This is a genomic window from Vagococcus humatus (assembly GCF_003950325.1).
Classification (GTDB): Bacteria; Bacillota; Bacilli; order Lactobacillales; family Vagococcaceae; genus Vagococcus_C; species Vagococcus_C humatus.
The window spans coordinates 15,265-36,389 of sequence record NZ_PXZH01000007.1 but is presented as its reverse complement, the minus strand read 5'-3'; the positions used below and the strand labels follow the sequence as shown (position 1 = coordinate 36,389).

The following is a 21,125-nucleotide window of genomic DNA, read 5'->3' as shown; positions in this document are numbered from 1 at the left end:
ATGTTGGGACTACTTCCAATATCTTATCAGTTTCTTTCGTTAATATAATTAGATTAATTTCTAATCTTTCTGTTAATTACCTAATAAAAAATCCAGTACATTCATACCGCTCTCAGTTTCAGCTCGGTATAATTCTGTAAATCCACATCGTTTACAGCTAATAGTTAAAAACTTTTTATTCTGAACATCAAAAATTTTAGCAAAATTTCCGCCTGTTGCTTGAAACTGATCAGATATGTAATGCTCACAGCCACATTTATCACAAATATATTGTTTTTTCTCCATGTTAGTTCCCTCCAATTAATCTCTTTCTTTTATTATACCTTTTTTTTGGACATAATTTATCCGTCTTTGGTCTAGTATTTAACTGTTCTTCTAAGTTAAAATAAAGGGAGTGAAAGGAGTTTTCTTGATGACAACAAAAGATAAGGTACTAGCCTTACTAATTAACGATTATCCACAAGCAATTTCTGGAGAGCATATTGCTACACAACTGAATCTGTCTAGAACGTCTATTTGGAAAGCTATCCAAGAGTTAAAAAAAGAGGGACATCACATTATTAGCACTCCAAATGTAGGCTATCAGTACGTGCCAAATAATACATTAAGTGCCGCTGCTATTAGTCATTTTCTATCCCCTGATTTAAAAAAAGCTATTCAAATCGAGCTAAAAGAAGAAGTGGCTTCTACTAATCAACTCTTAAAACAACAAGCAGATTCTATCAATGCCGACCATTACCTCTTAATTGCCAATAATCAAACCAAAACAAGAGGCCGCTTTGGAAGAGAATACTTTGCATCTGACAAAGGAAATGGCATTTATTTTAGTCTGATGCTACATCCTCACTGTGAACTAGATTATATCCCTCAATATACCATTATTACTGCAGTTGCCTTAGTTAAGGCTATTCAGGACTTAACGGATAAACACCCTAATATTAAGTGGGTCAATGATATTTATCTTAACGAGAAAAAAATAGCTGGTATTTTGTCTGAAGCAATTACTAACATTGAAACCCAAACAATTTCTACTATTATTATTGGTGTAGGAATTAATTTTTCTATTCCACAACAAGAGTTTCCTGTAGATTTACAAGAAAAAGCCACCTCACTTTTTTCAAAAGAGGCCCCTACTATCTCTAGAAATGAATTAATTGCTCGGTTTCTTACCCATTTTTATGACTGTTTAAATCACTTAGATACTTATCCTTTCATGGATATTTACCGACAACATTCTTTTGTGTTAGGTCGCTTAGTCAGTTTTACCCAAAATCAGAAAAAATACCAAGGAAAAGCTATTCAAATTACAGACAAAGGAGAGTTAGTGGTAGAATTAGCAGATCAAAGCCAAAAAATTCTCTCTTCAGGAGAAATTAGTTTACAATCTTATTAACTAATTAACTTGAACTCCTGCAAATAACTCGCTATAATGCCTAGAGATTACTAATTTTAGAAATGGAGAATGACATGATAACTGTAACAAATGTAAGTTTACAATTACCAGATAAAAAATTATTCGAAGACGTTAATATTAAATTTACTCCAGGAAATTGCTACGGCCTAATTGGGGCTAATGGAGCAGGTAAATCAACCTTTTTAAAAGTATTAGAAGGACAAATCCAACCTAGTTCAGGATCCGTGACACTAGGACCTGATGAACGCCTTGCTACTTTAAAACAAAATCACTTTGACTACGAAGATCACACTGTTTTAGAAACAGTCATTATGGGACATAAACGTCTCTATGAAGTTATGACAGAAAAAGATGCTATTTACATGAAAGAAGATTTTTCTGACGAAGATGGTATTCGTGCAGCAGAATTAGAAGGAGAATTTGCAGAGTTAAACGGATGGGAAGCTGAACCAGAAGCTGCCACTCTTTTACAAGGTCTACAAATTCCAGATGAGTTACATCAATTAAAAATGGCAGAATTACCTGCTGGACAAAAAGTAAAAGTATTGTTAGCTCAAGCTTTATTTGGCCAACCAGATGTTTTACTATTAGATGAGCCTACTAACGGACTTGATATTCAGTCCATTGCTTGGTTAGAAGAATTTTTAATTGAATTTGAAAATACCGTTATCGTTGTATCCCATGACCGACACTTTTTAAATAAAGTATGTACTCATATGGCTGACCTTGATTTTGGTAAAATTCAATTATATGTAGGTAACTATGATTTTTGGTTAGAATCTAGCCAATTAGCGGCTAAACTTCAAGCGGATCAAAATGCTAAAAAAGAAGAAAAAATTCAAGAATTACAAGAATTTATCGCACGCTTTAGTGCTAATGCCTCTAAATCTAAACAAGCTACTTCTCGTAAAAAAATGTTAGATAAAATTGAATTAGATGATATTAAACCATCTTCTCGTCGCTACCCTTACATTCATTTTAAACCAGAAAGAGAAATTGGAAATGATTTATTACGTGTAGAAAATCTATCTAAAACAATTGATGGTAAAGCTTTAATCAATCAAATTTCTTTTACCTTAAATAAAGATGACAAAGTAGCATTTATCTCAACAAGTGATATTTTGCCAACTATTTTATTTAAATTATTAATGGGCGAACTAACGCCAGATACTGGTAATATTCATTGGGGAGTGACTACTTCACAAGCTTATTTACCAAAAGATAGTTCTAAAGAGTTTGAAAATGGTGAGCCAATTTTAGAATGGTTACGTCAATATGCTTCAAAAGAAGAAGATGATAATACTTTCTTACGTAGCTTCTTAGGTAGAATGTTATTTGCTGGAGACGAAGTATTAAAACCTGTTAATGTTTTATCTGGTGGGGAAAAAGTTCGTTGTATGTTATCTAAATTAATGCTGTCTAAAGCCAATACTCTTATTTTAGATGATCCAACTAATCACTTAGACTTAGAATCTATTACCGCTCTAAATGATGGGTTAATCAATTACAAAGGTTCGTTATTATTTACTTCTCATGACCATCAGTTTATTCAAACAGTTGCTAATCGAATCATTTTCATTACTGAAAAAGGAATTGTAGATTGTCCAGAAACAACTTATGATGAATTTTTAGAAAATGAACGGATTCAAAAACGAGTACAAGATATTCTTTAATCAAAAAAAGTTTCCTAAAGGGTTAATCCTTTAGGAAACTTTTTTATTAATTATTTCATTTAGATCTGATCCCAAACATTTTTTAACACGTTAGTTTGAGTTCTATCTGGTCCAACAGAAAATGTTACTAAGTCTATTCCTACTAATTCTTCAATTCGTTTGACATAGTTTAAAGCATTTTGAGGTAATTCCTCTAATGTTTGACACATAGTAATATCTTCAGACCAACCAGGTAATTCTTCATAGATTGGTTGACAACGAGCAATTTCTTTTAAACTAGCAGGATAGTAATCAATCCGTTCACCGTCTAGTTGGTAAGCCACACAAATTTTGACTGTGTCTAGTCCACTTAATACATCAATCGAGTTTAAAGATAAATCAGTTAAACCAGATACCCGTTTAGAATGACGCATAACTACACTGTCAAACCAACCAACTCGTCTAGGTCGACCAGTCACCGTGCCAAATTCTCGGCCAACTTGACGAATTCTTTCTCCAACTTCATCAAATAATTCAGTCGGGAAAGGACCGTCTCCTACTCGTGAAGTGTAAGCTTTACACACCCCTACCACTCTGCTTACTTTAGATGGACCAAATCCATTACCTACTGTAACCCCACCAGCTACTGGGTTAGATGATGTAACAAAAGGATAAGTTCCATGATCAATGTCTAACATAACCCCTTGTGCCCCTTCAAATAATACCTGTTTGTGACTATCAACAGCATCATTTAAAAGAAGGGAAGTATCTGTTACATAAGATTTAATCTGTTGTCCATAAGCATAATATTCTTCAAAAATATCCTCAAAATTCACAGGTGTTCCCCCATAAATTTTAGTAATCACTTCATTTTTTTCTTGAATATTTAAGCGAAGTTTTTCTTCAAATGTTTCTTTGTCTAGTAAATCTGCCATCCGAATGCCAACACGGGCTACTTTATCCATATAAGCTGGACCAATTCCTTTATTAGTAGTCCCTATTTTAGCCTCTCCTTTAGCAGCTTCTTGTAATGTATCTAAAATAATATGATAAGGCAAAATAACATGAGCTCGGTTTGAAATTCGTAAATTATCCGTTTGAACTCCTTTGTCTTGTAGATAAGTCATTTCTCTTACAAGTGATTTTGGATTGACTACCACTCCATTACCGATCACACTAATTTTATCAGAATAAAAAATCCCTGAAGGAATTAATTGTAATTTGTATGTTACTCCATCAAATTTGATAGTATGTCCAGCATTGTCTCCACCTTGATAACGCGCAATAACATCTGCCTGTTCGCTTAAAAAGTCAGTGATTTTTCCTTTACCTTCGTCGCCCCATTGTGTTCCTACTACTACTACTGATGACATAAAACACACCTCTTTTATTTTTTTATTACCGACATATTTTACCACACACTTATAGAAAATCAACTTATTTCCTAACATTATTAAAAAAAACCAAAAAAAACACAGAAATTACTGTATATTTTTTTGGTTTATTCCATATAAATCATTAAATGACGAACATTATTTAAAATTCATCTCGGTGAGCTAGGGAAGAAAACTTATTATATTCTTTAACAAAAAGAAGCTCAACTGTTCCCCTTGCTCCACTTCTATTTTTTTCGATAATAACTTCAATGATATTGTTACTAGACGACTCCTGTTCGTCCTCATCATCATTTTCTCGGTCATAATAATCATCCCGATATAAAAAGGCAACAATATCAGCATCTTGTTCAATCGAACCAGATTCTCGAATATCACTTAAAACAGGTCGTTTATCTTGTCTTTGTTCTACACCACGTGATAACTGAGATAAAGCTATCACTGGAACTTTTAATTCTTTAGCTAATTTTTTTAATTGTCTAGAAATTTCAGACACTTCTTGTTGACGATTTTCACGACCAGTTCCTTCAATTAACTGTAAATAGTCAATTAAAATCAAGCCTAAATTTTTATTTTCTTGAGATAATTTACGACATTTTGCACGAATTTCTGAAACTTTGATCCCTGGGGTATCATCAATATAAATGTTAGCTTTAGATAAACTTCCCATAGCCATAACTAAATTATCCCATTCTTCTTCAGAAAGTTGACCGGTTTTTAAATGACTAGCATCAATCGTACCTTCAGCACAAAGCATCCGGTTAACTAGTGATTCAGCTCCCATTTCCAAACTGAAAATAGCCACAGCTTTATCTGTTTTAGTTCCCACATTTTGAGCAATATTTAAAGCAAAAGCTGTTTTACCTACCGCAGGACGAGCGGCTAAAATAATTAATTCTTCTGGCTGTAAACCAGCAGTCATTTTATCTAAGGCATGATAACCTGTTGGTAAACCAGTAATTTGATTTTTTTGTTGAGAAAGTTGATCAATTTGTGTAAACGCTGTATTTAATACATCTGCAATTGGTAAAAAACCGCTTCGATTTCTTTTTTCAGAGACACTTAAAATACTTCTCTCAGCCTCATCTAAAATAACATCTACTTCTTCACCTTGAGCAAATCCTTTAGAAACAATATCTGTTCCCGTTTGGATTAATTGTCTTAACGTGGATTTCTCCCCTACTATTTTAGCATAATAATGAATATTAGCGGAAGTAGGAACGGACATCGTTAATTCTGTTAAATAAGAAATTCCACCTACATCTTCTAAACTATTAACAGAGTCTAAATACGCTTTGACTGTAATCAAGTCAATTGCTTCATTTCGGTCATGAAGATACTTCATGCCTTGAAAAATGATTTGATGCCCTCGTCGATAAAAATCCTCTGTATCAACGTATTCCATAGCTTCAATAATCGCATCAGCATCTAAAAAAATAGCTCCTAAAACAGCTTGCTCCGCACTTATGTTCTGAGGAGGAATTCTTTCTTGAAGCCCTTCTTGCATACATCTTCTCTCCTGCCTAAAAATAAATAAACCTCAGCCTTACTCTGCTACAACATGTACATTTAAAACAGCTGTAACCTGTGTATGCAATTTAATCGTTACTTTTGTATATCCTAAGCTACGAATTGGTTGAGGTAAATCCATCTTTCTTTTATCTATTTTTATATCATGTTGTTTTTTTAAAGCTTGGGCAATTTGTTTAGAAGGAATCGATCCAAATAATCTACCATCTTCTCCTGCTTTTGCTTTAATAACTACTTCAAAATTTTCTTGTTCTATGATTTCTTTTAACTTTTCAGATTCAGCTTTAACTTCTGCTTCTAATTTTTCTTTTGCTTGTTTTTGGCCTTTTAATTCACTTAAACTAGCAGCAGTTGCTTCTTTAGCTAAGCCTTTTTTTATTAAAAAGTTTTGACCATAACCATCAGATACTTCTTTGACTTCACCGCGTTTTCCTTGACCTCTTACGTCTTTAATAAATATAACTTTCATTTGCGACATCTCCTTCACGACAAAATTCATTTAACATACTCATTATTTTATCACAGAATCACCTTTTTACAACTTTTCCTTATTTAAATAATGTTTCACGTGAAACATTATTTAAATAAAAAAAAGGAGAAGCCTTGGCTCTCCTTTTTAATTTATTATTGTTCGTCTGCTACGAAAGGTAATAATCCCATAATTCTAGCACGTTTAATTGCTATTGTTAATGTACGTTGATGTTTAGCACAAGTACCTGTTACACGACGTGGTAAAATTTTACCGCGTTCTGATACAAATTTATTTTTTAATAAGTCAACATCTTTGTAATCAACATGGTCGATATGGTTAGCACAGAAGTAACATACTTTACGACGTCTTCTTCCGCCTCTTCTTTGTTGAGCCATTCATATCCCTCCTTCGATTTTAGAATGGTAAATCATCATCTGATATATCAATTTGAGATCCAGCGCCAAATGGATTAGTATCCCGGCCTAAATTTCCTTGTGACATATCATTCTGATAGGATGATGAAGATTGGTTTGACGATGGATTAAACTGTTGATTCATATTTCCAGTACCAGATTCTTGGCGGCGTTGTTCACTAACCGTTTTAGACTCTAACATTTGGAAATTTTCACAGACAACTTCAGTCACATAGACTTTTTGACCTTGCTGGTTCTCATAATTACGCGTTTGAATACGACCTTCCACACCAATTAATGCACCCTTACGAGCGAAATTAGCTAATGCTTCAGCAGGTTTCCTCCATAAAACACAATTAATAAAATCAGCCTCACGATTACCGCTTTGGTTCGTGAAGTTACGGTTAACAGCAAGTGTAAAAGTAACAACAGCAACTCCATTCGGTGTATAACGCAAATCAGGATCTTTGGTAAGTCGACCTACAAGTACAACATTGTTAATCACTTCTTCATCTCCCTTCGAAATGTTTCACGTGAAACACTCTAGTTTTCTTCTTTAATGATCATATGACGTAAAATGTCATCATTGATTTTAGCTAAACGATCAAATTCATTGATTGCTTCAGCATTTTCAGAAGAAACTTTTACGATATGGTAGATACCTTCGCGGAAATCTTGGATTTCATATGCGAAACGGCGTTTTTCCCAATCTTTAGATTCTAAAATCTCAGCACCATTGTCTTTGATGATGTTATCAAAACGTTCTACTAATGCTGTTTTTGCTTCTTCATCAATGTTCGGACGAATAATATAAGTAATTTCATAGTTCGTTACTTGACTCATTGACTTCACCTCCTTATGGACTTTGGCTCTAACTAGTTAGTATAGAGCAAGGAGAGTTAATCTAAAAGATTCACTCACATTTGAATACTATACTAGTTTTTTGTCAAAAAAGCAAGGTTTATATTTGAAAAAGCAGCGAACTGATTCAATCAATCACACTGCTTTTTCCTATACGCAATTATTCTTCTGTAGAGTTTGATTCAGTTACCTCATCGAAGTCTTCTTCTAAATCATCATCTGATTCTACTTTTGCCATTGTGGCTACAGTAGCGTTAGTTTCTAAACGAATGAGTTTAACCCCTTGTGTCGCTCTACCAACTTGGGAAACAGAAGCAATATCAAAGCGAATCATAATACCACCATCAGTAATGACTAAAATATCTTCTTCTCCTGTTACTGTAGTTAATCCAATTAATGGTCCATTTTTATCGGTTATTTGAGCTGTTTTAATCCCTTTACCACCACGACCTTTAACTGGATACTCTTCCCAGCTAGTCCGTTTTCCATAACCTTTTTCAGTTATAACAAAAACTTCTGTGTTTGGCTCTAACACATCCATACCAACCACATAGTCATCTTCGCGTAAGCGAACACCTCTAACCCCTGTAGCTGTTCTTCCCATGCTTCTGACATCTGTTTCTTTAAAGGTCACAGAATAACCTTGATGAGTTCCAATAATAATGTTTTTAGTTCCATCAGTAATAGTCACATTAATTAGCTCATCCTGCTCTCTTAAACCAATCGCAATCAACCCATTGCTCCGAATGTTAGCAAATTCTGTTACATCTGTTCGTTTTACAGTACCTTGACGGGTTGTAAAGAATAAATAATGACCAGTTTCTGCTTGTTCTTCAACATTAATAATAGCTTGAACTTTTTCCGATGAGTCAATCCCTAATAAGTTAATAATTGGGATTCCTTTTGCAGTTCGGCCGTACTCAGGGATTTCATACCCTTTTGCTCGGTAAACCTTACCATTGTTAGTAAAGAATAGTAGTGCATCATGAGTTGAACAAGAAACAAGTGTTTCGACAAAGTCATCATCATGAACTCCCATTCCTTGAATACCACGTCCACCACGTTTTTGAGTTCTAAACTCTGTACTTGGCATCCGTTTAATATAACCATTATGAGTTAAGGTAATAACAATATCTTCTTCTTCAATTAAATCTTCATCTTCAAGACTTAAAACTTCCCCAACCAATAATTCTGTTCTTCTAGGATCGGCAAATTTCTTACGAACTTCATCTAATTCAGTTCGAATAATATGCAGCACTCGTTCATGATTAGCTAAAATATCAGTTAAATCAGCAATCAATGCTAATAAATCTTGATATTCTTTTTCAATTTTTTCTCTTTCTAAGCCAGTTAATCGGCGTAAACGCATATCTAAAATAGCTTGCGCTTGTCTTTCTGATAATTCAAATTGCTCCATTAAGCCTTTTTTAGCCACATCATCTGATTCAGAACTACGAATTAAATGAATAATAGCATCAATGTGGTCTAAAGCAATCCGCAACCCTTCTAGAATATGGGCTCTAGCTTCAGCCTTTTGTTTATCAAATTCTGTTCTGCGGCGAATCACTTCTTCTTGGTGAGCAATGTAGTGTTCTAGCATTTGTTTAAGTGTTAATACTTTAGGTTCTCCGTTAACAATTGCTAACATGTTGAAACCAAATGAACTTTGAAGAGCAGTTAATTTATACAAATTGTTTAATACAACTGAAGCACTTGTATCTCGTCTCACTTCAATCACAATTCGCATACCTTCTCTAGAAGACTCATCTCTTAAATCTGTAATACCTTCTATTCGTTTATCTCGGTGCAAATCAGAAATTCTCTCAATCAATCTAGCTTTGTTAACCATATAAGGTAACTCAGTCACAATGATTCGTTCTTTTCCGTTAGCCATTTCTTCAATTTCAACCCGAGCACGAATGGTTATAGTTCCTTTACCAGTATCATAAGCTTTACGAATGCCTGATTTTCCCATAACCAAACCACCTGTTGGAAAGTCTGGTCCTGGTAGGACTTCCATTAAATCCATTGTGGTAGCTTCAGGATTATCCATTAAGACATAAATAGCATCCACTACTTCACTTAAATTGTGAGGAGGAATATTGGTTGCCATCCCAACCGCAATGCCTGTTGTCCCATTTACTAATAAGTTAGGAAAACGAGCAGGTAAAACAGCTGGTTCTTTTTCCGTATCATCATAGTTAGAAGTAAAATCTACTGTATTTTTATTAATATCTCTTAGCATCTCTAGTGCGATTTTACTCATTCTTGCTTCTGTATAACGCATAGCCGCAGCTCCGTCACCATCAACAGAACCAAAGTTACCATGTCCATCAACTAACATATTACGGTAACTAAAGGGTTGAGCCATCCGTACCATTGATTCATAAATAGCACTGTCTCCGTGGGGATGGTATTTACCCATTACATCCCCAACAATACGGGCTGATTTTTTATGAGGTTTATCTGGCGTTACCCCTAATTCGTGCATGCCGTATAAAATACGACGATGAACTGGTTTTAACCCATCACGAACATCTGGTAATGCCCGAGAAACGATAACACTCATCGCATAATCAATAAATGATTCTTTCATCTCACTTGTCAATTTGACGTCTTGAATATTTTCTCTTTTATCTTCCATGAATGTTTTGTCCCTACTCTCTTTTTAAAGAATAATTAGATATCTAAATTTTTAACATAGCGTGCATTAGCTTCAATAAATTCTCGTCTTGGTTCTACACGATCCCCCATTAGCATATCGAAAATTTCATCAGCTTGTTTAGCATCATCCACTGTAACTCTTAACATAACGCGGTTTTCAGGATCCATTGTAGTCTCCCATAATTGATGATCATCCATCTCTCCAAGTCCTTTATATCGTTGAACAGTTGGTTTAGGTGACGGAGATAAAGAAGCTACTACTTCAGCTAACTCTTCTTCTGCCCGTTTACCTGGTTGAATGTAGGTAATATTTTTGCCTTGTTTAACTCCGTATAAGGGTGGTTGTGCAATATAAACATAACCTGCTTCAACAATTGGACGCATATATCGGTAAAATAACGTAAGTAATAAAGTTCTGATATGAGCACCGTCAACGTCCGCATCGGTCATAATAACTAATTTATGATAACGAGCTTTGGACACGTCAAATTCTTCACCAAACCCTGTTCCCATAGCTGTAAATAAAGAACGAATTTCTTCGTTTGCTAGGATTTTTTCCATGCTTGCTTTTTCTACATTCAAAATTTTACCTCGAATAGGTAAAATCGCTTGAAATTCTCGGCTACGACCTTGTTTAGCAGAACCTCCAGCAGAATCTCCCTCAACAATAAATAATTCAGATTTTTCAGGGTCACGGCTAGAACAGTCGGCTAATTTACCAGGTAAATTACTGATTTCTAATGCCCCTTTACGACGAGTAACTTCACGGGCTCTTTTAGCAGCCATCCGCGCTTTAGCAGCTAATAAACCTTTTTCCACTATTTTTTTCGCAACAGTTGGATTTTCTAGTAAAAATTTATTTAACGCTTCAGAAAATAAGCGATCTGTTACTGTTCTCACTTCAGAGTTTCCTAATTTAGTCTTAGTTTGCCCTTCAAACTGAGGTTCTGGATGTTTGATAGAGATAACAGCTGTCATACCTTCTCGGACATCTTCTCCGCTTAAATTATCTTCATTGTCTTTCATTAAGTTTTGTTTCCGAGCATAGTCATTAATTACCCTTGTTAAAGCTGTTTTAAAGCCTGCCTCGTGGGTTCCACCTTCATAGGTATGGATATTATTCGCAAAGCTTAATAAATTGGTATGATAGCCATCTGTATATTGTAGGGCCACTTCCACCATAATATCTTGTTGTTCGCCTTCTAAATAAATGGGTTCTTCAAATAAAACAGCTTTACTGCTATTTAAGAATTCCACATAACTTTTAATACCACCTTCATAATGGTATTCTAACTTGTCTTCTCGGCCTTCACGCTTATCTTCAATAGTTAAACGTAACCCTCGGTTTAAGAAAGCTAACTCACGAACTCGAATCGCTAATGTTTCAAAGTCAAAATCAGTGGTTTCTTTAAAGATTTCAGGGTCAGGAACAAAATGAACAGTTGTTCCTTGTTTATCTGTTTCTCCAATCATTTTCAAGTCATTTACTACATGACCTCGTTGAAATTCTTGGTAATGAACTTTGCCATCTTTATAAACTGTGACACTTAGTTTTGAAGATAGAGCATTCACTACAGAGGAACCGACACCGTGTAAACCACCAGAAACTTTGTATCCTCCACCGCCAAATTTACCTCCTGCGTGCAAAATAGTAAAAACTGTTTCCACAGCAGGACGTCCTGTTTTTGCTTGTATATCTACTGGAATTCCGCGACCGTTATCCACAACAGTCACACTACCATCTTGTTCAATAATGACATTGATTTCATCACAAAAACCAGCTAATGCTTCATCAATGGAATTATCCACAATTTCCCAAACTAAATGGTGCAAACCTTGTCGACTAGTAGAGCCGATATACATTCCTGGACGTTTTCTAACTGCTTCTAATCCTTCTAATACTTGAATTTGACTGGCATCATATTCATGGGCTTGTTTATTCTTTTCTTCCTGATTCACTTTGTTCACTAATCCTTTCTACAACACCTTGTTTTACCATGAAAACATCTGGATGAACCGTTAATTTATCTGATAGATGATCTAAACTAGTCGTAGTTATAAATGTTTGAACTTTATTTTCAATACTACTTAGTAAGTGAACTTGTCTTTCGTCATCTAATTCACTCATCACATCGTCTAGCAACAAAATAGGATACTCCCCTATTAAGTCATGTATCAGTTCTATTTCAGCTAATTTCACACTTAAAGCAGTCGTTCGCTGTTGCCCTTGCGAACCATATGTCTGAACATTTTGCTGATTAACTAAAAAAATTAAATCATCCCTATGAGGTCCAACTGATGTATTTTGTTTATATAAATCTTTTTCTTGATTTTTTTTCAATTGTTCATAAAAAATTTGAAAAATTTCGTTCTTAGCATGTTCTTTTGTTACAGGGATACTTGTCTCATAAATAATTTGAAGTAATTCTTTATGATTGGTGATTTTTTGATGTAATTGATTGGCCCAACTTTCAAGTTGCTGAATGAATTGATACCGGTAATAGATAACTTCACTACCTGCTTGAGCTAATTGTTCGGTTAAAACATCTAAATACACTTCATCTGTTTGAGCTTGTTTTTTAAGTCCTAGTTGCTTAAGATACTTATTTCTTTGTTTCAACGTTTTTTGATAAAGACTTAGGTGATAAAGATACACAGGATTCATCTGACCTAGCTCCATATCAATAAAACGACGCCTTACTTGGGGAGAACCTTTAATTAAATAAAGATCCTCTGGGGCAAATAAGACGACGTTTAATTCACCTATATATTCACTTAGACGTGATTGCTCTATATGATTGACTTTTGTCATTTTCCCTTTGTTAGAAATAGCCATTTCTAACAACACTGAAGTTTGACGTTTTTCTACTTCACCAACTAAACGAGCGACTTTTTCATCCCATTTAATTAATTCTTTATCAGAATTGGCTCTATGACTTCTTGCCATGGCTAATACATAGATACTCTCTAACAAATTAGTCTTCCCTTGAGCATTTTCACCTAAAAACACATGAATATTTTCTGAGAAAGACAAGTCAACAGAAGTATAGTTTCGGTAGTGACTCAATGTTAATTTATTCAGTCTCATCGGTTAAATCTCCTGGCTCTCCCTCACTTTTATCCATAAAAAAAGTACCCATTTCAGGTATCTCTATCATCATGCCAGGATATAATTTTCTACCGCGACGGTTTTCTAACTCATTATCCACAAAAACCGAGTGCTCTGACAAATAAAATTTAGCCATACCACCACTTGAAATGATATTAATTTCTTTTAAAAATTGGCCTAACGTGATGTACTCTGTTTCAATGTAAAATTTTTGTTTCAATTCATCACCTTCTTATCCCCAAATATTACTTTAATTATACTCTTTTTTACCCTAAAAAACAAATATACCTATTTATTTTCGACTTTTAAGCAGTTTGGCATAAAATAGATAGTTTTTATCCCTTTGTTCATAAAAAGCTCAAAAAGGGCTTATTTTCCCTTAATATAAAAAAAGCAAGGAATGAAAATTTTCATTCCTTGCTTTCAAATAGGCTAATTAATTGGTTCTAACTGGAGTAATTAATTGAATAAATTGCTCATCACTATCAATCGGAACAATTGTAAATGGTCTTAATGGTTCAATAAAATTAAGAGCTATTTCAATATTGCCAAAAGCTTTTAGTGCATCCTTCATGTAGTCAGGATTAAATGCGATCTCTAAAGGATTTCCTGAAACAGATTTATAGTCTAACTCTTCTTGAACATTACCAATTTCTGGAGAGTTACTGTGAATCATCACTTCATTTTCGTCAATTCTTAATTTAACAATATTATTTCGACCTTCATGGGACAATAAAGAAGCTCGCTCAATAGCTGCTAAAAAGGTTGGGACATTAAATTCAATCCGTGTATTAAAGCTAGTTGGAATTAACCGGTTTGTATCTGGATATTTTCCTTCTAGTAAGCGGGAATAAAAAGACATGCTAGGTGTTTTAAATAAAACTTGATTTTCCATAATACTAATTTCTACCATCTCTTCATTTTCCTTAAAGGAACGAGATAATTCTAATAAACTTTTACCAGGAATGATAATGTCAAAATCTTCTTCGCTATTCATCACGCCAATAATTCTTTGGCTAAGTCGGTGACTGTCTGTAGCAACTGCCAATAGTTCATTATTAGAAAATACAAAATGAACCCCTGTTAAAATAGGACGACTTTCATGTAGGGATACTGCAAAAGATGTTTCACTAATAATACTTTTCAACACGTTAATAGGAATTTTTAATTGATTCGTCGCTTCAACAACAGGTAAATGGGGATAATTATCTGCATCAATCCCTTTTACTAAGAATTCAGCAGGACCTGAAGTAATTTTTACTTGATTTTGTGACATAACTTCTAAGGTAAAGGTGGTTTCTGGTAATTTACGAATGATTTCCCCAAAAAAACGAGATTGTAAAACAATCGCTCCCTCTTCTTCAATTTGAAGATTGGCTTTTTCTGTGCTTACTGGTAAATAAGATTCAATTGAGATATCTGCGTTACTTCCTGTTAAGTGTAATCCTTCAGACGTTAAAACTAATTTAACACCAGTCAAAATAGGAATAGTCGTTTTGCTAGAGATAGCTCGTTGAACAATTGATAATTCTTCTAAAAATGCATTTCGGTTAATAGTAAATTTCATAAGGATATCCTTTCTTGTCTATATATATATATTATTAATATAAATAATAGTAGTAGTAGGGGCTGTTAACTGTGTGGAAAACACTAGCTAACATAGAAATAATAAAGTTACCCACCTGTGTATAACTTGTGGATAACTCATAGGTTGTTTTAATACTTTTCCACAAGGACCTTTGTCATTAGTTAAAAAGTATTTGTTTAAGTTCAGTTACTTCTTTTTGAAGCACTATATCTGTTTCTAAAAGTTGTTGAATTTTTTCATGGGAGTGAATAACTGTGGTGTGATCTTTACCACCAAACTCAGCGCCAATTTTAGGAAGAGAGTTGTCTGTTAATTCTCTAGATAAAAACATCGCAATTTGTCTAGGAACTACAATACTTTTCACTCGTTTTTTTCCTTTTAAATCTTTTAGCTGCAAATGGTAATAATTGCAGACTGTTTCTTGAATTTTTAAAATAGATAATTCCTTTTTTTCTTCAGTTGGTCGTAATGTTTTTAGCGAATCCGCTGCTAGACTAGTGGTGATGTCTTGACCATTCATAGTAGCATAAGCTTGAACTCTAACCAAGGCCCCTTCTAATTCACGAATATTAGAATCAATTTGACCGGCTATGTAACTAAGGGTATCATCTGGAATTTCTAGTCGTTCAGCATCTGCTTTATTTCTTAAAATCGCAATTCTAGTTTCTAAATCTGGGGGAGTAATATCTACGGATAGTCCCCAAGCAAATCTTGAAATGAGTCGTTCTTGTAACTTAGGAATTTCATTAGGTAGACGATCACTTGTTAAAACAATTTGCCTTCCGTCATTATACAAGGCATTGAAGGTATGGAAAAACTCTTCTTGTGTCCCCTCTTTATCTGCAAAAAATTGAATGTCATCCACTAGCAGTAAATCAACATTGCGATATTCTTGTCTAAAGGCTTCAGAAGTTCTGTTTTGAATAGAATTAATAAAGTCATTGGCAAACGTTTCACTACTAACATATTTTACTTTGGCATTAGGATTATTAAGCAGCATCTGATGACCAATAGCATGCATTAAATGAGTTTTACCAAGGCCAACCCCTCCGTAAAAGAATAATGGATTGTAAGTTGAACCGGGGTCTTCAGCTACTACCAACGCTGCTGCATGAGCCATTTGGTTCCCTTTCCCAATAACAAAAGTATCAAAGGTATATTTAGGATTTAGTAAAGCTTTGCGGCTGTTTTCCATAGCAGATAGTTCTTCTAATGGATTTTTTTTATTTGTTTTTTTAAGCGATTTTTCATCAGGTATCTCATTTTGAATGATAAAAATTGGAGTGATCTCTTGTCCAGTTAGTTTAAATCCTGTTTCTACAATTTTAGTCGATAAATTTTTTTCCCAATACTCTTTATGTAAAGTGGAAGGAACTTCAATTGTGAGTTGATTATTGACTAAACTAATGGGGCTAGCTTGTTCAATCCAGGCATTAAAACTAGGAGTGGTTAAAACTTTCCGGTAGCTATCCTCTAATTCTTTCCAAATATATTCAATATTTGGCATGTGTATAACTCCTCCTTATCAATTTATAGTCTCAATCATTCTAGCACTAAACTAAAAAGTTTTCCACTTCCAATATAGCTTGTGGATAAAAAAATAAACAAGAATATAACAAGTTATACACAGGATGGTTTTAAGTTGTGCATAATTTTCAACTTATAAAGTTATACACATAAAAATAAACTATTTATTATTGAAGTATATCAAGATATCTATGTGTTTATTCACAAATATATAAACAATTGTTAACACAGTTTTACACAGGTGTTTATCTGTGGATATTCTGGGTAAAAGCCTGTGATTAATTGGTTGATAAAAAAAGTTTATCCACATAGTTTTTCAGATGAAAAAATATTTTTTGTGGATAAGTTTTTTATTCTTTTTTTATTTTTATAGCCAATAAGGTTGACAGGTTTCCGGTTGTTTCGTATACTATTGGAGTCTGTCTAACTATAAAAAAATAGGATAATTCTAGGAGGTGGCTTTAAATGAAAAGAACATACCAACCAAATAAACGTAAACATAATAAAGTTCATGGTTTCCGTAAACGTATGAGTACAAAAAATGGACGTCGCGTATTAGCAAGTAGACGTCGTAAAGGAAGAAAAGTTTTATGTTCATAAGCCGCTGACATCCATCAGTGGTTTTTTTTTATGCCTAAATAGAAGTAAGCCCTTATTTTAGCGTAATTTTTATCGATTTACTGAATTCATTTATGCTATTATAGAGAAGTGTGGCATAAAATTTGATTAGGAACGAAAGGAATATTCCATGAAAAAATCCTATCGTATAAAAAAAGAAAAAGAATTTAAACAGATCATTCAAAAAAGACAGTCATTTGCTAATCGACACTTAATTGTCTATGTGCGTTTAAATGAGGAGTCTGATCATTTTCGAGTAGGTTTATCTGTTGGTAAAAAAATAGGTAATGCTGTGACTCGTAATAGAGTGAAACGACAAATCAGACAAAGTGTTTTTGAGCTACAAGAAGACATTGTCTTACCTTATGATCTAGTCATTATTGCACGACCCAATATTGTCCAATTAAGTACATTGGAAGTAAAAGAAAATTTACGCCATGTATTACAAATTGCAAACGTTATAGGTAAGCGAGGGAAAGAAAGTGAAGAAAAAACGGTGGATGTCTAAAAAAGTCATCTTGTCTATGATGCTAGTAGCAGTTGTATTAGTGTTAACAGGATGCGGAACAAGTGAGATTACAGCAAGTAGTACTGGGATTTGGGATAGGTACATTGTTTATAATTTTGCAAGAGCTATTAAAGGCTTGTCCTTTGGTAATGCAGGAATTGGGATTATTTTATTTACTTTAGTTATTAGAGTTATTTTATTGCCTTTGATGCATTATCAAACGAAAGCTATGAGAAAAACTCAAGATTTGCAGCCAGAAATTAAGGCGCTGCAAGAAGAGTATTCTTCTAAAGATCCAGACACACAAAGAAAATTACAAGAAGAAACTCAAAAATTATATGATAAACATGATGTAAATCCTTATGCAGGTTGTTTACCATTACTAGTTCAAATGCCTATTTTAATGGCTTTATGGCAAGCTATTTCACGGGTACAAGGTTTATCCCAAGGAACGTTTTTATGGCTAGAATTAGGGGTTAAAGATCCTTATTATATTTTGCCGATTTTAGCTGCTGTTCTTACTTATGTGAGTACAAAACTAAATAGTATGAGTCAATTAGAAAGTAACCCTTCAATGAAAATGATGAATATCTTTATGCCACTAATGATTCTTTTCATGGGTGTTAACTTAGCTAGTGGCTTATCACTTTACTGGGTAATTTCTAATGGTTTCCAAGTAGTTCAAACCTTGATGATTAATAATCCATTTAAAATTCGTCAGGAAAGAGAAGAAGAAGTGAAGAAACAAAAAGAATTAGAAAAAGCCTTGAGAAAAGCTCAAAGTCCTAAGAAAAAACGTCAGAAAAAATAAAGCTTATTAAAATATAGGAGGTATCTATTATGCCAACATATGAAGGTGCAACCGTTGATGAAGCCATTCAATTGGGATTAAAAGAGTTAGGACTTACAAAATCAGAAGTCACTCTAAAGATTGTTGAAGAAGGAAAAAAAGGATTTTTAGGGATTGGGAAAAAACAAGCTGTTGTTGAATTAACTCCTAAGCCTGTAGAAAAAGAGCCGGAAGAAAGTCATCGTTCATCAGAAGAGTTAAAAGAGCGACAAGAAGCTGCAGCTGAAATTATTGCAACGGTTCAACAGACAAAAGAAGTTCCAACTGAAGCAATGACTTCAGAAGAAGCCTCTGATTTATCTGTTAAAGAAGACTTGGAAGATGAGGAAGCAATCAAAGAGTTAGCTTTTTATCTAACTAATATTACGAAAGAATTAAATGCGCCAGCTATGGTTCGAATCAAACATGAAAAAGATACTGTAGTGTTTCATTTAGATAATGAAAAGCCAGGGATGTTGATTGGCAAACATGGTAAAATTTTAAATGCTTTACAATATTTGTCTCAAGTCTTTATTCACCGAGCAGCTAAAAATAAACTTTCAGTTGTAGTGAATGTAGGTAATTACCGAGAAAAACGTGCAGAAACCTTGAAACGTTTGGCAAATAACACAGCAGATAAAGCGAAAAGAACTGGTCAACCAGTCTTCTTAGAACCAATGCCAGCTTTTGAAAGAAAGCAAATTCACGCTATCTTATCAGAAGATCATTATGTGACCACTCATTCTGAAGGGGACGAACCTTATCGTTATCTTGTGGTAGAACCTGTTAAAAACAAATTATAAAAAATATATTGACATTATGAACAGATATAGCGTAGAATTTAGTACGAAATCATTCTTATCAAAGTAGAAAATACGATGATAAAAACTCTTTGGCAACCTTAACCGGTTGTCAAAGAGTTTTTTTACAGACATTTTTAGAAAGAAATTGCAAATTGAGACAGAATCATGTAGAATGTTCAATGAATTTAATGTATGAGATACATACAGTGACTAAATTTACTTATAAAAAAGAATGAAAAATGCAGTCAAAGTGCTTAATTCATCCAATTAGTTTAGACTAAAGGGTGAAGTGGGCACTTTTTTATTGTCTATAGATGATGATCCAAATAAGAAAGGAAGTAAATCATGAATATCACCTCAGAATTTGATACCATTGCGGCTATTTCCACTGCGCCAGGTGAAGGGGCTATTAGTATTGTACGATTAAGTGGGGATGATGCACTGAAAATTGCTAGTCGAGTTTATCAATCTAATACCATTGATTTAAACCAAGTTTCTTCTCACACTATTCATTATGGTCATATAAAAGATCCTAAACGAGATAAATTAGTGGATGAAGTGATGGTTTCTGTGATGCGAGCACCTAAGACTTTTACCCGAGAAGATGTCGTAGAAATCAATTGTCATGGTGGGATGGTTGTCACTAATCAAGTGCTACAACTATTGCTACGAGAAGGGGCTAGATTAGCTGAGCCTGGTGAATTTACAAAGCGAGCTTTTCTAAACGGTCGAATAGATTTATCCCAAGCTGAAGCAGTTATGGATATTATCCGGGCGAAAACAGATAAAGCGATGGATGTAGCTATTCAGCAGTTAGACGGAGATTTATCGCAACTTATTCGCTCATTACGTCAAGAAATATTAGAAACGTTAGCCCAAGTTGAAGTGAACATTGATTACCCAGAATATGATGATGTGGAAGAAGTAACTACGCGACTTTTAGAAGAAAAAGCGAGAATGATTCAAAACCGTATTCAAGGTTTATTACAAACAGCAAAACAAGGAAAAATATTACGGGATGGTTTATCCACTGCGATTATTGGCCGGCCTAATGTGGGGAAATCAAGTCTACTGAATCATTTGCTAAAAGAAGAAAAAGCTATTGTAACAGACATTGCTGGAACTACTCGGGATGTAATTGAAGAGTTTGTCAATGTTAGAGGGGTTCCTTTAAAATTAATCGATACAGCAGGTATTCGGGAAACAGATGATGTGGTTGAAAAAATTGGGGTGGAGCGTAGCCGAAAGGCGTTAGCAGAAGCTGATTTTATTCTATTAGTATTAAATCAAAGCGAAGCACTTACTGCAGAAGATATCGATTTATTAGAAGCTACTAAAACCTTGAAACGAGTTATTCTGTTAAATAAAAGTGATTTAGCTCCTCAACTAGATTTAGCGACACTATCTCGCTATGTCACTGAGGAAGAAATCTTAACTGGCTCTGCCAAGACTAAAGAAGGCATGGATCAACTAGAAGAGCGAATTGCCGCATTGTTCTTTGACGGAGGCCGAGTTGAGAAAGATGCCACTTATGTTTCTAATACTCGTCATATAGGCTTGTTAGAACAAGCTGAACAAGCTTTAGGTGATGTTTTAGCTGGTATTGAAGCAGGTATGCCAGTTGATTTAGTTCAAATAGATATGACTAGATGCTGGGATTTATTAGGTGAAATTGTGGGAGATAGTGTACAAGATGAGTTAATTACCCAATTATTTAGTCAATTTTGTTTAGGAAAATAAGGA

General features: G+C 34.2%; 20 protein-coding genes. 7 read left to right on the top strand and 13 right to left on the bottom strand.

The genetic code is table 11. The features are described from left to right. Positions 1–72: 72 nt before the first annotated feature. Positions 73–285: a zinc ribbon domain-containing protein gene (locus C7P63_RS09490; RefSeq protein ID WP_125943918.1), complete on the bottom strand. Its 213-nt coding sequence runs from the start codon at positions 283–285 to the stop codon at positions 73–75. Between the two features lie 127 nt (positions 286–412). Between C7P63_RS09490 and C7P63_RS09485 the strand changes: the two genes are divergently transcribed. Beyond that, positions 413–1,393: a biotin--[acetyl-CoA-carboxylase] ligase gene (locus tag C7P63_RS09485; protein WP_125943917.1), complete on the top strand. Its 981-nt coding sequence runs from the start codon at positions 413–415 to the stop codon at positions 1,391–1,393. Positions 1,394–1,467: 74 nt separating this feature from the next. Beyond that, positions 1,468–3,087: an ABC-F family ATP-binding cassette domain-containing protein gene (locus tag C7P63_RS09480; RefSeq protein ID WP_125943916.1), complete on the top strand. Its 1,620-nt coding sequence runs from the start codon at positions 1,468–1,470 to the stop codon at positions 3,085–3,087. A 59-nt stretch (positions 3,088–3,146) separates the two neighbouring features. Here C7P63_RS09480 and C7P63_RS09475 read toward each other — a convergent pair whose 3' ends face one another. The 12 genes from C7P63_RS09475 to dnaA form a co-directional block, all read right to left on the bottom strand. After that, entirely contained in the window at positions 3,147–4,439 is a 1,293-nt protein-coding gene (locus C7P63_RS09475; RefSeq protein ID WP_125943915.1) for an adenylosuccinate synthase, read from the bottom strand. Positions 4,440–4,602: 163 nt separating this feature from the next. Beyond that, a complete protein-coding gene (gene dnaB / locus C7P63_RS09470) occupies positions 4,603–5,967 on the bottom strand; it encodes a replicative DNA helicase (protein WP_125943914.1) in 1,365 nt (454 codons plus the stop codon). 39 nt (positions 5,968–6,006) lie between these two features. Beyond that, complete coding sequence (rplI, locus tag C7P63_RS09465; RefSeq protein ID WP_125943913.1) at positions 6,007–6,459, bottom strand: 50S ribosomal protein L9; 453 nt, start codon at positions 6,457–6,459, stop codon at positions 6,007–6,009. Between the two features lie 155 nt (positions 6,460–6,614). Beyond that, positions 6,615–6,857, bottom strand: a complete 243-nt coding sequence (rpsR, locus tag C7P63_RS09460; RefSeq protein ID WP_125943912.1) for a 30S ribosomal protein S18 — start codon at positions 6,855–6,857, stop codon at positions 6,615–6,617. 19 nt (positions 6,858–6,876) lie between these two features. Beyond that, on the bottom strand, positions 6,877–7,380 hold the full coding sequence (gene ssb / locus C7P63_RS09455) for a single-stranded DNA-binding protein (RefSeq protein ID WP_125943911.1): 504 nt from the start codon (positions 7,378–7,380) through the stop codon (positions 6,877–6,879). A gap of 38 nt (positions 7,381–7,418) precedes the next feature. Continuing rightward, the gene (gene rpsF, locus C7P63_RS09450; RefSeq protein ID WP_125943910.1) at positions 7,419–7,718 is read right to left on the bottom strand and encodes a 30S ribosomal protein S6; all 300 of its coding nucleotides are present in this window, start codon (positions 7,716–7,718) and stop codon (positions 7,419–7,421) included. Between the two features lie 178 nt (positions 7,719–7,896). Next, the gene (gene gyrA, locus C7P63_RS09445; RefSeq protein ID WP_125943909.1) at positions 7,897–10,380 is read right to left on the bottom strand and encodes a DNA gyrase subunit A; all 2,484 of its coding nucleotides are present in this window, start codon (positions 10,378–10,380) and stop codon (positions 7,897–7,899) included. A gap of 35 nt (positions 10,381–10,415) precedes the next feature. Then, a complete protein-coding gene (gene gyrB, locus C7P63_RS09440; protein ID WP_125943987.1) occupies positions 10,416–12,359 on the bottom strand; it encodes a DNA topoisomerase (ATP-hydrolyzing) subunit B in 1,944 nt (647 codons plus the stop codon). Beyond that, a complete protein-coding gene (gene recF / locus C7P63_RS09435; RefSeq protein WP_125943908.1) occupies positions 12,337–13,488 on the bottom strand; it encodes a DNA replication/repair protein RecF in 1,152 nt (383 codons plus the stop codon). Before recF ends, gyrB begins: the two co-directional genes overlap by 23 nt. Beyond that, on the bottom strand, positions 13,475–13,729 hold the full coding sequence (gene yaaA / locus C7P63_RS09430) for a S4 domain-containing protein YaaA (protein ID WP_125943907.1): 255 nt from the start codon (positions 13,727–13,729) through the stop codon (positions 13,475–13,477). Before yaaA ends, recF begins: the two co-directional genes overlap by 14 nt. Before the next feature lie 216 nt (positions 13,730–13,945). Further along, positions 13,946–15,076, bottom strand: a complete 1,131-nt coding sequence (dnaN, locus tag C7P63_RS09425; RefSeq protein ID WP_125943906.1) for a DNA polymerase III subunit beta — start codon at positions 15,074–15,076, stop codon at positions 13,946–13,948. 178 nt (positions 15,077–15,254) lie between these two features. Continuing rightward, complete coding sequence (dnaA, locus tag C7P63_RS09420) at positions 15,255–16,604, bottom strand: chromosomal replication initiator protein DnaA (RefSeq protein WP_125943905.1); 1,350 nt, start codon at positions 16,602–16,604, stop codon at positions 15,255–15,257. A gap of 485 nt (positions 16,605–17,089) precedes the next feature. Here dnaA and rpmH point away from each other — a divergent pair, with 485 nt between their 5' ends. The 5 genes from rpmH to mnmE all read left to right on the top strand — a co-directional run bounded on the left by rpmH (position 17,090) and on the right by mnmE (position 21,122). Continuing rightward, positions 17,090–17,224, top strand: coding sequence for a 50S ribosomal protein L34 (gene rpmH, locus C7P63_RS09415; RefSeq protein ID WP_125943904.1), 135 nt, complete (start codon positions 17,090–17,092; stop codon positions 17,222–17,224). Between the two features lie 148 nt (positions 17,225–17,372). Further along, the gene (gene rnpA, locus C7P63_RS09410) at positions 17,373–17,750 is read left to right on the top strand and encodes a ribonuclease P protein component (RefSeq protein ID WP_125943903.1); all 378 of its coding nucleotides are present in this window, start codon (positions 17,373–17,375) and stop codon (positions 17,748–17,750) included. Next, a complete protein-coding gene (locus C7P63_RS09405) occupies positions 17,743–18,561 on the top strand; it encodes a YidC/Oxa1 family membrane protein insertase (RefSeq protein WP_125943986.1) in 819 nt (272 codons plus the stop codon). Before rnpA ends, C7P63_RS09405 begins: the two co-directional genes overlap by 8 nt. 29 nt (positions 18,562–18,590) lie before the next feature. Continuing rightward, on the top strand, positions 18,591–19,382 hold the full coding sequence (jag, locus tag C7P63_RS09400; protein ID WP_125943902.1) for an RNA-binding cell elongation regulator Jag/EloR: 792 nt from the start codon (positions 18,591–18,593) through the stop codon (positions 19,380–19,382). Positions 19,383–19,724: 342 nt separating this feature from the next. Then, the gene (mnmE, locus tag C7P63_RS09395) at positions 19,725–21,122 is read left to right on the top strand and encodes a tRNA uridine-5-carboxymethylaminomethyl(34) synthesis GTPase MnmE (RefSeq protein WP_125943901.1); all 1,398 of its coding nucleotides are present in this window, start codon (positions 19,725–19,727) and stop codon (positions 21,120–21,122) included. The last annotated feature ends 3 nt before the right edge of the window (positions 21,123–21,125 follow it).